General features: G+C 35.8%; 12 protein-coding genes and 1 pseudogene. 4 read left to right on the top strand and 9 right to left on the bottom strand.

Annotation, left to right across the window (positions count from 1 at the left end; all coding sequences use genetic code 11):
- Window positions 1-137: 137 nt before the first annotated feature.
- The 4 genes and pseudogenes from tnpA to BN2667_RS00640 form a co-directional block, all read right to left on the bottom strand.
- A pseudogene (tnpA, locus tag BN2667_RS00655) lies at window positions 138-620 on the bottom strand (IS200/IS605 family transposase).
- A 395-nt stretch (window positions 621-1,015) separates the two neighbouring features.
- On the bottom strand, window positions 1,016-2,083 hold the full coding sequence (locus BN2667_RS00650; RefSeq protein WP_054251417.1) for a DUF4097 family beta strand repeat-containing protein: 1,068 nt from the start codon (window positions 2,081-2,083) through the stop codon (window positions 1,016-1,018).
- Window positions 2,084-2,092: 9 nt separating this feature from the next.
- Window positions 2,093-2,383: an SHOCT-like domain-containing protein gene (locus BN2667_RS00645; protein ID WP_054251416.1), complete on the bottom strand. Its 291-nt coding sequence runs from the start codon at window positions 2,381-2,383 to the stop codon at window positions 2,093-2,095.
- Window positions 2,384-2,397: 14 nt separating this feature from the next.
- Window positions 2,398-2,754 (bottom strand): DUF2089 domain-containing protein, encoded by a 357-nt coding sequence (locus tag BN2667_RS00640; protein WP_054251415.1) that lies wholly within the window; start codon window positions 2,752-2,754, stop codon window positions 2,398-2,400.
- A 217-nt stretch (window positions 2,755-2,971) separates the two neighbouring features.
- Here BN2667_RS00640 and BN2667_RS00635 point away from each other — a divergent pair, with 217 nt between their 5' ends.
- Both BN2667_RS00635 and BN2667_RS00630 read left to right on the top strand, forming a co-directional pair.
- On the top strand, window positions 2,972-3,604 hold the full coding sequence (locus BN2667_RS00635) for a M48 family metallopeptidase (RefSeq protein ID WP_054251414.1): 633 nt from the start codon (window positions 2,972-2,974) through the stop codon (window positions 3,602-3,604).
- An 11-nt stretch (window positions 3,605-3,615) separates the two neighbouring features.
- On the top strand, window positions 3,616-4,809 hold the full coding sequence (locus tag BN2667_RS00630) for a carboxylate--amine ligase (protein ID WP_054251413.1): 1,194 nt from the start codon (window positions 3,616-3,618) through the stop codon (window positions 4,807-4,809).
- A gap of 63 nt (window positions 4,810-4,872) precedes the next feature.
- Here the strand turns inward: BN2667_RS00630 and BN2667_RS00625 are convergent, their stop codons facing one another.
- Genes BN2667_RS00625 through BN2667_RS00610 form a run of 4 tightly spaced genes read right to left on the bottom strand, consistent with a single transcriptional unit; the run spans window position 4,873 to window position 9,072 of the window.
- Window positions 4,873-6,234, bottom strand: a complete 1,362-nt coding sequence (locus tag BN2667_RS00625; RefSeq protein WP_054251412.1) for a hemolysin family protein — start codon at window positions 6,232-6,234, stop codon at window positions 4,873-4,875.
- 20 nt (window positions 6,235-6,254) lie between these two features.
- Complete coding sequence (locus BN2667_RS00620; protein WP_054251411.1) at window positions 6,255-6,899, bottom strand: phosphatase PAP2 family protein; 645 nt, start codon at window positions 6,897-6,899, stop codon at window positions 6,255-6,257.
- A 1-nt stretch (window position 6,900) separates the two neighbouring features.
- The gene (locus BN2667_RS00615; RefSeq protein WP_054251410.1) at window positions 6,901-8,091 is read right to left on the bottom strand and encodes a toxic anion resistance protein; all 1,191 of its coding nucleotides are present in this window, start codon (window positions 8,089-8,091) and stop codon (window positions 6,901-6,903) included.
- A gap of 9 nt (window positions 8,092-8,100) precedes the next feature.
- Window positions 8,101-9,072 (bottom strand): 5-bromo-4-chloroindolyl phosphate hydrolysis family protein, encoded by a 972-nt coding sequence (locus tag BN2667_RS00610; protein WP_054251409.1) that lies wholly within the window; start codon window positions 9,070-9,072, stop codon window positions 8,101-8,103.
- Between the two features lie 137 nt (window positions 9,073-9,209).
- Here BN2667_RS00610 and BN2667_RS00605 point away from each other — a divergent pair, with 137 nt between their 5' ends.
- Entirely contained in the window at window positions 9,210-10,445 is a 1,236-nt protein-coding gene (locus BN2667_RS00605; RefSeq protein WP_054251408.1) for a putative DNA modification/repair radical SAM protein, read from the top strand.
- A 1-nt stretch (window position 10,446) separates the two neighbouring features.
- Window positions 10,447-11,175: a TIGR03915 family putative DNA repair protein gene (locus BN2667_RS00600; RefSeq protein WP_054251407.1), complete on the top strand. Its 729-nt coding sequence runs from the start codon at window positions 10,447-10,449 to the stop codon at window positions 11,173-11,175.
- A gap of 93 nt (window positions 11,176-11,268) precedes the next feature.
- Here BN2667_RS00600 and BN2667_RS00595 read toward each other — a convergent pair whose 3' ends face one another.
- The gene (locus BN2667_RS00595; protein WP_054251406.1) at window positions 11,269-13,041 is read right to left on the bottom strand and encodes an LTA synthase family protein; all 1,773 of its coding nucleotides are present in this window, start codon (window positions 13,039-13,041) and stop codon (window positions 11,269-11,271) included.
- Window positions 13,042-13,095 lie beyond the last annotated feature (54 nt).

The following is a 13,095-nucleotide window of genomic DNA, read 5'->3' as shown; positions in this document are numbered from 1 at the left end:
AATCATAACCACCGGCGTAGCCGGTGGTTTGCTCTGCCCCTATAAGGGGCTTTTACCTGCTGTGCACCTTGTGCACACTGAATGTCTATCAATCGCACTACTTTCTCAACTAGCGCTAAAGCGCCTCATTCCATTTTTTACATTTTTGTTTTTTCTCCAGTAAATGGATCCATATATTCCTTTATACTTATTTGGTCTTTTGTAAAATCTTCTTTTAACTGATTTTGGATATATTCTTGAATTTTCTTCGTGTTCTTTCCTGCTGTATCTACATAATAACCTCTACACCAAAAGTTTCTATTTCCATACTTATATTTTAAATGGGCATGGCGGTCAAATATCATTAAGCTACTTTTTCCTTTTAAGTATCCCATTATTTCTGACACGCTATATTTTGGTGGTATCTCTAGTAACATATGAACGTGGTCTATGCATAACTCTGACTCTATTATTTTTATTCCTTTTCTAGTCAGCAAATCTCTTAAAATTTTTCCTATATCTGTTTTTATTCTTCCATAAATTATTTGTCTTCTGTATTTTGGTGCAAATACTATATGATATTTACAATTTCATTTTGTATGTGATAAACTATTATTATCCACGTGGGTAACTCCTTTCATTTAATTAGATTGATAGACAAATCTATTTTAACATGATTGGAGTTTTTTTACTTGAAGCTAAAGCTAATTATTCCCCCAGCATAGCTGGGGGTATTTATTGTGGTAAACCCACAAGAAAATGGGGACACAGCTGAAGCAATGTCCCCAGAAAAATTAAAAGGTGGACGCGGCTAAAGGATGCTTCTAACGTCAGGGGACTGTCCCTTTGGGCCTGTCCCCGGTGAAAGCACACAATCTTTGAATGGTGACGCACCTAAAGGAACGTCCCCTTGTTCCACAAAACAAAACAAGGCTTCAACACAACGTGGGGACAGTCCTTTAGGTCTGTCCCCCTTCTTCGCAAACAAAAAATAGGACCTGAGTTTTATCCCAGGTCCCAAAAAAGAAAATTTATTTTATTTTATATTTATATTTCCCATAGTTGTTGTTGCTTCTATGTCTAGCCTGTCTGCGTTTTCGTCATAGCCGTCTGTGTAGGCTACCATTACCTTGTCTTCTGTTACAAAGTTTGTGAAAATTGAATCTGCAAAGTAAGAAGCTTCTAGGCCCTTAAAGTTGTTTTTCATCTTGGCCTTAATTGGCTTAAAGATATTTTTTAAGGCTATGGAAATGTTGCCGTTAGATGTTTTTGCATAAATTGATTCAGTTCTTGCACCAAGGTTGGCTACTACTAGAGAGCCGTTAGTTGTCTTCATTTCTAGGTCTAGGTAGTCTATGTCCTTGATGTCAATTTTGCCGTTGGTTGTTTTTATTTGAAGCTTGTCTCCACTTAGGTTTTCTAGGGAGATTCTTGCATTAGTTGAAGAAACTTCCCCTTCTTTTGCTTCAATGTTCTTTCCAGAGATCTTTGCATTTATAGTCTTTACTAAAAGGCTGTCTGCTTTTACGTCTTCTATTTCAAGATTGGCATTAGTTGACTTTAGAGAAATTTCTTTAAAGTGTTTTTCTGGAAGAGCTATACTTAAGTTAATTGAAAAGTACCTGCCAGAAACTGAGTCGTAGTTTGGTTCAATATAGACCTTGTCGTCTTCTCTTCTAATAGAAATAAAGTCGTAGGTGTCTGCTATAAACCTGTCGTCATAGGACACGTCTGCAGTAACTTGGATCTCTTCGTTGTCCCAAGAGTAGATTTTTATTTTCCCACTTTGGTTTTCTACATAAAGGCTAGGCTCTTCTAGGCCAATGATGTTTTCGCTGGCCAGTCTTTCTGCCTTATTTTTTTGGTCTGTAACTGTAAACATATTAGTAAAGTCTTCAAAGTCAAAGTTTGAAACCATTTCTTGGGATTTCTTTCCAATTTTACTAGCAGTTTCAGATATTTTATTTATAAGGCTATCAAAGTCTGTATTAGTTCTTGTAGCTTTTTTCTTGTCTTTTATTGAGTCGAGTAAGGTGATTGCTTCGTCTTCTGTAATCTTTCCTTCTTGTAACATTTTAAGAATTAATTTTTTTTCGTCGCTCATTTTTACCTCCTATAAGTTTATTCTTATATCTTTTATTGCTTTAATTACTGTGTCGATAGCTGAACTTGCTTTAGATTTTATATCGTCATAGTCTAAGCCTTCTAGATAGGTCTTTAGTTTCATGGCCAAATCTTTTGAAGTCTCAGATAGGTTTTTTAATATGCTTGCCATTTCATCTTCAAAGGATGAATACTTTTTTTCTTTAGTGTCTTCAATTGAATTTAAAAGGGCTCTGGCTTCTTCTACGTCTATACGGCCGTCTTTTAACATTTCAAGTATTATTGTCTTTGAGTCTTTCATTTTTTGTCCTCCTATTAAAGGTTTTTCATCATTTCTGTTGCTTCTTCTGCACTAATAAGGCCTTGGTCTAACATTTCTAAAATCTCTAACCTTGACTTGTCAGGGCTGACCTTGTGGCCTAGGGCCTTAATGACACTATCTAACTTGTTTCTAACTGTTGGATAAGATAGGCCCATAACTTTTTCGATTTCCTTTATAGATCCTCTATTCATTACAAAGATTTCTATAAATTCTAGGTCTTCTGCTGACAGTTTTGAAAATTTGTTGCCTTCAAAGTAGCCATTAATTTCGCTGCCACAATCTTCACAAGTATAAGATGTTATATAAAGTTTGCCGTCACATACTGGACACCTGTCTAAATAATTTTTCATTGCTTACCTCTCTTATATTAAATATTACTTATTTTCTTCGTCTTTCTAAAGTTATTATAACACATTCTTTAATTTTGTAAAGTGTTTTCTTAAGTTTTTTAATTTTTATTTTAATTTATTTTAATTCGCCTTTGATTTTTATAAACTCTTCCCCTAAAAGAATTTATTTTTTTATTTGCAGCTTTTAAGCTATAATATAGGATAGAAAAGGTGGCTTATGAAATTTATAATTAACGGCGAAGAAAGAGACTTGTATATTGAATACAAAAAGAAAAAGAATATTTCTGTCTTTGTTAGCCCTGAAGGTTTTATAACAGTTAGGGCGCCAAAAGATATTTCTGACGAAAAATTAAGACAGGCAGTCCAAGGTCTTGTTCCAAGAATTGAAAAAGGCCTAGACAAACTAGCAGAAAATAGAGAACTTTATGAGGCTGGATCTTTTAATAGAAATGAATCTTTTAAACTCTTTGGCGTAGACTATAGGCTAGATGACTATGGCATAGAAAGTAAAGAAGACTTGAGACGTCTTTACACAAAAAAATTGTCTGAGCTTTTAGATCTTTATTTAGAAACTTATGCAAAGAAAATGAAGGTGACTTACAAGTCTTATAGGATTAATGAAGTCAAATCCAACTGGGGAACTTGTTCATCTGATGGGAAGCTTACTTTTAATCTCCGCCTGGCTATGGCTCCTGCCTCTGTCATTGAGTATGTTGTCATCCACGAGCTGTCTCACCTGAAGCACATGAACCACGATCGGTCTTTTTGGAAGCATGTCGGCAAATATATGAAGGACTACAAGGACAAGGAAGACTATTTAAAAAATTTCGGCGCCTTTATGACCTTGTAAGGAGGAAAATAATGAAACACACAAACAAGGCCCTAGTATTGGGGACCAATTATTATATCGGCCTGGCAATTTGTAGGAGCCTGGGAAAAAAAGGCATTCACGTTGTCAGCGTCAACCACAAGAGAAAAAACTTTTATGGCAGGTCTAGGTATATAAAGGAAGCTTTAATTGCCCCTCACTTTCAAGATGAGGAAAAGGCCTATTTAGAATTTTTACTGGCCTATGGCAGGAACCAAGACGAAAAACCAGTTTTGTTTCCATCTGCTGACCCCTATGTAGAATTTATCGATAAATATTTTTACGAGCTTAAGGAATACTATTTATTTCCTATGGACAGAAAGGGTCTTTTAACAGATTTAATGGACAAGACCACCCTAGTTGAGTATGCAAAAAAATACAATATTAGAGTTCCTGAAACCTTAGACATAGGCGAAGAAAATCTTTACGACAAGGTCATGGACCAAATTGGCTATCCCCTACTTTTAAAACCTGCAGACTCACCAAGCTTTGTTGAAAGATATAGGCAAAAGGCCTTTACTGTTGAGTCTGAAAGAGAACTTAAAAAACTTCTTTCAATGACTCAAAGAGATGGCCACAAGGTCTTTATCCAAAGAATTATTCCTGGACCTGAAAAAAATAATTACAACTTTGACGCCTATGTAGATAGAAATGGAAGGCTGGCCTACTATACAACTGAACAAAAAATCCGTCAGTGGCCTAACAACATTGGCGCCTCAACTGTTGCCGACCAGAGGTGGATCCAAGAAGCTGCTGATTTTGCCATTCCCTTTATTGAAGCTCTAAATTACAGGGGCTTTATTGAAATGGAAATGAAAAAAGACGAGAAGTCTGGCAATATTTATTTGATAGAAATTAATGTTCGCTTTGTAAACTTTACCCAGCTCCACGTTGCCATAGGCATGGACACCCCCTATCTTCACTACCTAGACTCAACTGGCCAAGACATAGGATCTAAAATAATTAATTACGACACAGGCAAGAGGTGGCGTTATCTTTGGGAGGATATTCCTGCCATGAGAGGCTATGTAAGAAGTGGCCAAATGACCAGAGAAGAAATTATTGAAGAAAACAAGCATCCAAATATTGTGCCATCAACTTGGGCCTGGGACGATCCTGTTCCTGGAATTGTATTTGTCTTTAAACACTTTGTCGATAGGGTCTTTAGAATTTTCAGAGGCAGATAGGTTTTTCAAATTTTAAAATCCCATTAAAAGAGACTTGAGCTTTTAAACTCAAGTCTTTTTTCTTTACTCATCTTCTAAATTTTCTTCTTGGTCGTCTTCATCTTCTTCTAGGATTGTAAGTCTAACTTCTGCAATCCTCTTGTCAGAGACCTTGGTCACTTCAATTATATAATGGCCCACCCTAACTCTAGCTGGCTGGTCACTAATTTCTTCTGGAAAGTAACCTAGGTGTTCAACTGCAAAACCTCCAATGGTTTCGTTGTTTTCGCTGTCTAAGTCTGTGTCTAACTCTTCGTTAATGGCCTTTAGTTCAACATGGCCATCTATTAGATAAACTCCGTCAGAAACTTTTTCAATTCTATCAGTATCCTCATCGTATTCGTCTTCAATTTCTCCAACAATTTCTTCGACTATGTCTTCTATTGTAACTAGACCGGAAATTCCTCCGTACTCGTCAACTAAAAGGGCCAGATAGTTTTTTGTAGATTGAAGTTCAAAAAGTAGCTGGTCGATTTTCTTTGACTCTGGAACAAAGTATGGAGCCTTCATAACTTGGTCTAAATCAATATACTGGTAGTTGTTTTTTTGAAATTCTTGAAAGAGGTCTTTGACATAGACTATGCCAAGGATGTCGTCTTTATTTTCGCCATAAACTGGAATTCTCGAATGACCTTGGGATAGAATTTCCTTGACTGTGTCGCTGGAAAAATCTTCATAGGGAACCATAAAAAGTTCAGTTCTTGGAGTCATAATTTCGTAAGAGGCAGAGTCGTCAAATTCAAAAATATTTATCATCATGTCCTTGCCTTGGGCATTAATAACTCCTTGTTGCTGGGAGACTGAAATATAAGACTTTAATTCTTCTTCAGAAATTTTTTCTTCAATATCGTCTGAGTACTTGCCCATTAGTTTTAGAACAATTTTTGTGGAAAAGGATAAAAAAGCTGCAAAGGGGCCTAGAGCTTTTGCTAAAAATCCAATAAAGCCTGAGAGATTTAGGGCAACTTTTTCAGAATTTTGTAGGGCAATTCTCTTTGGAACTAATTCTCCAAAAACCAAGGATATATAAGATATAAGTAGGGTTATTAAAACTACTGCCAGGGTATTGGCTGTAGAATATGGCAGGCCAAGGCTGTAAAGTCTTTGACTAAGACCTGATGACATAGAACTTGATGCCGATGCAGAAGATAAAAATCCTGCTAGGGTTATGCCTACTTGGATAATAGATAAAAACCTAGTTTGGTCGTTAATGAGAGTCAAAAGATTTTTCGCCCTCTTGTCCCCTTCTTCTGCTTGAGCCTCTATACTTGATTTGTTTAGAGATATAACTGCCATTTCCGTTGCTGAAAGCAAGGCATTTAAAAATGTTAGTACTGCTATTAATAATAATTTAGGCCAGATACTATCCGAACCATAATCGTCCATGAATTACCTCCGTAATTATTTTATCTTCTATTTTCAATTTTTTTCTTTTCTAAAATATAAACTATAAGGCCATAAAAGAAATAGCCTGACAAAAATCCTGCTAGAACATCTGTTGGATAATGGACTCCCATATAAATTCTAGAAAAGCCCATTATTGCAGAAAATATTATCGCCAAAGTGTAGGCCTCTTTCTTTTTTTCTGGATTTACCTTCCTACTATAATAGTAGGCCAAAAACAAGTAAAGGCAGGTATTAGTCATTGCGTGCCCTGATGGGAAGGAAGGTGTAACTTCTTTTATTAGCATATAATCAAGGGGCCTAAGTCTTTTAAAAGTAATTTTTGTAAGAAAATTAAAAATTGCCGACCCTGCTGTTGCTAAGAACAGTCCCAGGGCAAAAGTCTTTTTCTTTTTATAAAGGCTGTAGGCTAAAACTAGGCCAACTAGTGGAATTAAAAACTTTGGCGACCCTATATGGTGAAAAATTTTCATTAGGCCAAAGAAATTTTTGTTGGACCTAAGGCCGTCTAGGATATGGTAAAGAATTTCTTCGTAAAAAAGCCCTCCTGAAACTTGGGTGGTCATATAGCCTAAGATTAAAACTAAGGCCAAGCAAAATATTCCTATATATAAGTTTCTCGTCGCTTGTTTTAAATTTTTACTCACTCTATTTGTCTTCTCCACCTGAGCCTGAGTCTAGGCTGTAGTTTTTTAAAAGAGCTGCCCTTAGTTGGTCCTCAAGTTGGGCCAGGTCTCTTTCTGCTTCTAATCTCTTTTTACGGCCGTCTCTTTGGATTAAAATTCCCTCTTCTAGGGTTTTAATTAGGTCTTGATTAACAACTTTTAGGGTTTCTAAGTCTACAATTCCTCTTTCAGATTCTTTTAGAACTTCCTTGGTGTTTTCTCTTAGCATTTTCGAGTTTTTTCTTAGGAGCTCGTTAGTTGTATCTGAAATTTCCCTTTGTAGTTTCAAAGCCTGGTCTTGATTTTGCAATCCAATAGCTATTAGGACCTGGCTCTTCCATAGGGGAATTGTGTTTAACATTGCTGTTTGGATCTTGTCTACTAGAAGTTTATCGTTGTTTTGAATTAGTCTTATTTGTGGCGCTGCTTGAATGGCCATAGCCTTAGAAAGTTTTAGGTCGTAGACCTTTTTTTCAAAACGATTTAGGGTGTCTTCAAAGTCCTTCACTAGTTGGGCATCCATTTGGTCGCCAGATTCAGCTGCTTCATTCCTAAGTCTAGGTAGGACATTGTCTTTTGTATCTGCAATAACTTCTTCTCCAGCTACAATATAGGCTTGGATGTCTTTAAAGTAGAGAAAGTTCTTTTCATAAAGTTGGTCAAAGACTGTAATGTCTCTTACTAGGTCTGTCCTTGCAGTATCAAGTCTATCTTGAATTTTTTCTATAGACCCGTCAACGCTGTCGTATTTTGCAAGTAGGACGTCCATTTTCTTTTTGCCATCTTTGACAAAAGGCAGATTTGAGAAAATCCCCTTCTTTTCTCCTAACTCATTAATTTCTAAAGATTTTACTTCAACCATTAGTTCAGTTAAAAGTTTTCCAACTTCTCCAGAGTCTTTATTTCTAACGTTAGTGAGAATTGACCCAGAAAATTCTGACAGGGCCTTTTGGGCTCCAACTCCGTAATTAATAGAAAGGCTTGAGTCCATTAGATTAATTTCACTTTTTATTTTATCAACTTTTTCTCTGTCTTCAGGACTTAGGGTCATTACCTTTCTTTCGATTATCTCTGACTCTTCTTTTATATCAATTTCTTCATTTATAATTTCATTTTCTGCACTTGCTTCCTTGGCCTTGGCCAAGTCCTTTAGGCTAATGTCTTTGTAATCCATTTGATCCTCCTAGTCAATATAGTTATCCCACTTCATTGAGTTTTCTAAAACCTTCATGTCTGTTTCTATGTCAATTATGTCGTCTTCTATTAATTTCATAAATTCATTGTCAAAGGCTTTCTCCAAAAGCACCATGGCCCTTTTGGCATTTTCTGTAGCTTTTTCTGTGTCTTCGTTTACTAGGCCTCTCTTTTCTATTTCCCTGTACTTGTCGCAAATATTTGCCGCCGTGTCTAAGTAGTAGGATAAAAATCTTGATGCCTTGGATATTTTATCAGGATGGTCTTTTAAGTAAGAGAGGATTTCTAGGCCTCTTTCGTAAAGCTTGCCAGCTTGGACCTGGACTTCACCGTCTTTTGTTTGGTTAAAGCAAGAATAGATAATGTCTAGCTTTTTATTGGCGTCTTTTATTAGTTTTTCATATTCAGATAATTCTTTCTTCTCAGACTTTTCTAGTGGCTTAGTTTCTTCTCCACCTAGGCTCATTTTTTCATAGTCGTCTAGTTTTGGTTGGTAAAATCTTTTTACTGCATAGGATGCAAGATATGCTAAGATTAAAGATTTAAAAACTCCTATTGAAAAAATTAGAAAAAGTGTAAGAAAAGAAATTAACCAAACTGTATTTGCAACTTTTTTCTTCTTTTTCCTAATAGCCTTTTTAACTTTTTTCTGTTCTTCTAAGTAATTTTTCTTTTTTACTTCTAAGTCTGCTTTCATTTGCCTGCGAGCCAGGTCTGATGAGCTGGCTTTTTTGTTGGCGGCCATAGACTCGCTTACGATTTTGTCTAAGGCGTCAGCAGTAAAGGTAGAAATAGAAACAAGGCTAGAGAGAGTTGCATCTCCAATTTCTTTAAGAGAATCTTTTATCTCTTGGTCTCTTTGGTCCTTGCGATATTTTTCTAGATCCCTTTCAAGTTGTTTTAATTTTTCGTCGTCGTCTCTATTATAAAGTCCAGTTTTTTCTAGATCTTCTTTGGTCATCTTGTCCCATCCTTTTTTACCTATTTGCTTTTATTATACCCCATTCTGCCCTTGAGAAAAAGTTATTAAAGAGATTTTCTGTTCGAACATTTGTTTACTTTTTTCTAGCTTTATTTTATAATTAACTTGGTGATTATATGGACCTAGTAGAAAAAATTCAAATCCTAACTGACGCAGCAAAGTACGACGTGTCTTGTTCGTCATCAAATTCAAGTAGAAAAAACAAGGGCGGCCTTGGCTCTGGCCACATGGCAGGCATTTGTCATTCTTGGTCAGAAGATGGCAGGTGTATCTCCCTTTTAAAAATCCTAATGACTAATATTTGTATTTACAACTGTGAGTACTGTGTTAATCGGGCCAGCTCTCAAAATAAAAAGGCGATTTTTACTCCAGAGGAAATTGCAGACCTGACAGTAAATTTTTATAAGAGAAATTATATTGAAGGCCTCTTTTTGTCTTCGGCAGTTATTAAATCTCCTGACTACACAATGGAGCTTTTAATTAAAGTTGCTGAGATCCTTCGCTTTGAAAAAAACTTTTACGGCTACATTCACATGAAGGCAATTCCTGGAGCTGACGATCTTTTAATAAAAAAACTTGGATCCTTAATTGACAGGATGAGTATAAATATTGAACTGCCAACAGAAAGGTCATTAAAACTTTTGGCCCCAGAAAAATCCTATAAGGATATTTACAGGCCAATGAAAAAGGTGGATGATTTTATTTTAGAAAATCGAGAAGACAAAAAGAAGTACAAGTCCAGTCCAAAATTTGTTCCTGCAGGTCAAACTAGTCAAATGATTATTGGTGCAGCTAGGGAAAATGACCTAGACATTATGACCAGGGCCCAAGGCCTTTATGATGACTACTCTTTAAAGAGAGTTTATTATTCTGCCTTTGTGCCAGCAGTAAAATCAAAATTAACTGAAGGAATTGTTTCTCCTCCTCTTTTAAGAGAGCATAGAATCTACCAAGCCGACTGGCTCCTTCGCTTTTATGGTTTTAGGACTGAAGATATTTTAAATGAGACGAATCCAAATTTAGATTTAAAAATCGATCCTAAGGCCTCTTGGGCAATAAATAATTTAGACATCTTCCCTCTTGAAATCAACAAGGCCACTTATGATGAGCTAATTAGAGTTCCAGGTATTGGCAAAGTTTATGCAAATAGAATTATCCAGGCTAGAAAATATGCAAATCTTAGCTTTGATTCACTTGCCCAACTAAAAATTTCAACTAAGAGGGCCAAAAACTTTATCCTAGTTGGCGGCAAGTACCAGGGTTTTAACTACAAGGACCCTGACGACCTTAGGAACTTTATGGCAAATTCTGATGCAGACAATAAAATTCAATTGTCGTTTTTAGGAGATTGATATGGACTATATTTATGACGGAAGTTTTTCTGGACTTTTGACTATAATTTTTCTGGCCTACAAGGACTTAGAAAATATTTCTATAAAGACAGAATCAAAACAGGAAAATCTCTTTACTGACTCGATTAAAATAAAAACCGACTACAAGTTAGCTAAAAGAGTTGAAATAGGGCTAAGCAATAAATTTTCTCCTAGATTTTTTCGCTCTGTCTCCCTTTGCTTTAGGTCTTTTGAAGTAGATAAGGAAGAAGTTATTGCAAGAACTATAAAGGGCATGTACAGAGAAGGTTTTTCTTACTTAAAATCTCCAAATGATGCCCCAGTAAAATTTAACGCCTATGTAAAAAATGTTTTAGGAGAAAACCACGACTACAAGGGCCTCCTTCGCTTTGAAGAATTAGCAGACGGAACTTTTTATGCCAGGTTTCGTCCAAAAAATGACATTATCGACTTGATTTACTCCCACTTTGTTGACAGGATGCCTCATGAAAAATTTATTATCCACGACCTTGGCAGAAGTCTTGCAATTTTTTATAAGTACGGCCTAGTTGATATGATGGAAGTAGATGACTTTTCCTATGAGATAACAAAGGAAGAAGAGTATTTTTCTAGAGCCTGGAAAAAATTTTATCAGGCCATTAAAATTGATGAGAGAGAAAACAAAAAACTAATGGCATCTAATATGCCCAAGTATAGGTGGGAATTTTTAACTGAAAAAAATTTAAAATAAAAAGAGATAAGAATTAGACCGATCCCAAAAAGTTGAATTTTTAAATCCAACTTTCGGTGGTCAGTGCAATCACTTATCTCTTTTTTTGATCTCTTAGTCATAAAAGTAATGGGTATTGTAAAAATATTCTATGAACCTATAGCGGTTAAGGAAGTCTTGGTCCTTGTAGGATCCAGTAAAACTTAAGTTTTCATTGACTTGGATTATTGAATCATTGTAGGCTTCTAGGCCTGGGAAAACTTTATTTTGAACTCTGACCATAGATGATCCTCCTAGGCCTAGGTAGTCAAAGGCATAGGAAATTAAAAACTCCGTGCTTAAGTTTGGTCCCTTCCCAACAAAGTCTTTTCCCCACAAGTCCTTTAGGCTTTGGTTGGCGTGAATATAGTAGGGGGTGGTGTACTTGTTTGTGTAAGCCTCTAGGCTATCTGATTCAATGTCTAAACCTAAGTAGGCAAAACCAGAGTTGTTTTTTCCCAGGCTAGGATTGTGGTCACCAAAAATTATAAAAAGTGTCGGCTCGTCATTTTCAAAATCCTTTAAAAATTTTGTCAGCTCTTGACTTGTTGCCTTTATGCCATGAAAGTATTGGTTGATAGAATTATAATCTTCACGGTCATAGGTCCCGTCATATTTTACATAGTCCACTCCAACTTCGCCAGTTGGATAAGGGCCGTGGTTTTGGATAGTAACTGTAAAATTAAAGTAGGGTCCTGCCTTGGATTTTTCCTTAAAGTCCTTGTAGACCAAAGGCAAAAGATCCTTGTCTTCCATATAAGTTCCAGGTTTTCTTAAACTTTCAAAGAGATTTTCATCGGCATAAAAATATTGAAAACCTAAATTCTTATTAAAGTTTAGACGGTCATAAAACTTCCAAGTATTTGGATGCATGGCCACAGTTGTATAGCCTTGGTCGTTTAGAAAGTGGGCCAGGGAATTTCTCTTCCTAAAGTTATAGGGCTGGGCGTGGCTAGATGTTATAAAAGACCTTTCTGATTGGACAGTTCCTCCGCCAAAAACTGGAACAAAGAGTCTCCCAGAAATAGAATTATTTCTCAAATATTCCATGTCATCATAGGGGTCAATTTCAAAGTCAACTCCTAGGCTGTCAAAGTCGTTGTAGGACTCTAACATTAAAAAGACCATATTGATTTTTTCATCTTCATCCATGACTTGGTCTGGATAGGCTTCAAAACTTTCTCCAGCAAAGTATTTGTCATAGCCATTTGGTTTGGGAACAATAAGCTCCCTATAGGTCCTAGTAAAATTATGAACTAAACCAAAGGCCTTTTCCTTTTCAACTTGGACCCAGGGATTAAACTCTTGGTTAAAATAGTTGTCAAAGGTACTAGATCTAATAAAAAATATAGACAAGGCCAGGGCCGTTATTGCAAAAATTCCTAGAACTTTTCTACTTGAAGCTTTTTTATAAGAAGATAGGAAAAATAATATAGCTAAAATAAGTCCAGATCCTAGGGCCAGCCAAAAAAACCTAAAGAAGACTAACTTATAACCAGCATCAGTCATTTGATCTGCCTCGCCTACTAATAAAAGATCTGACAACCTAAGCATTTGAGACCTATAAGTAAGTTTAGTAACATTTGCAAGGCCAAGGGCAAATATAAGTACAAAGGATATAAGAAAACCTAGGTCAATTCTCTTTGTTAAAAAAGAAAAAATTAAAACCAGGGTCAAAATTAATAAGTAGTTTATAAAAAAGACTTGGACCTGGCTAAAGTAACCTAGGAATAAAGTCTTGCTAATATTTTCATCTGTTGCCAAAAAACTTAGTAGGGTTAAAAACAAGCTTCCTAATAGAATAAATAACAACCTTATAAATCTTGGAAACAGTTTATTTTCTTTCATATAATCACCTTAGATAATATTATATACAAGTAAACTTGAATGTCAAAGTAAAAG

Origin of the sequence: Neofamilia massiliensis (assembly GCF_001299475.1) — a bacterium.
GTDB classification, from domain to species: domain Bacteria; phylum Bacillota; class Clostridia; order Tissierellales; family Peptoniphilaceae; genus Neofamilia; species Neofamilia massiliensis.
The sequence above is the reverse complement of the archived record's forward strand: the minus strand, read 5'-3'. Positions and strand labels throughout refer to the sequence as shown.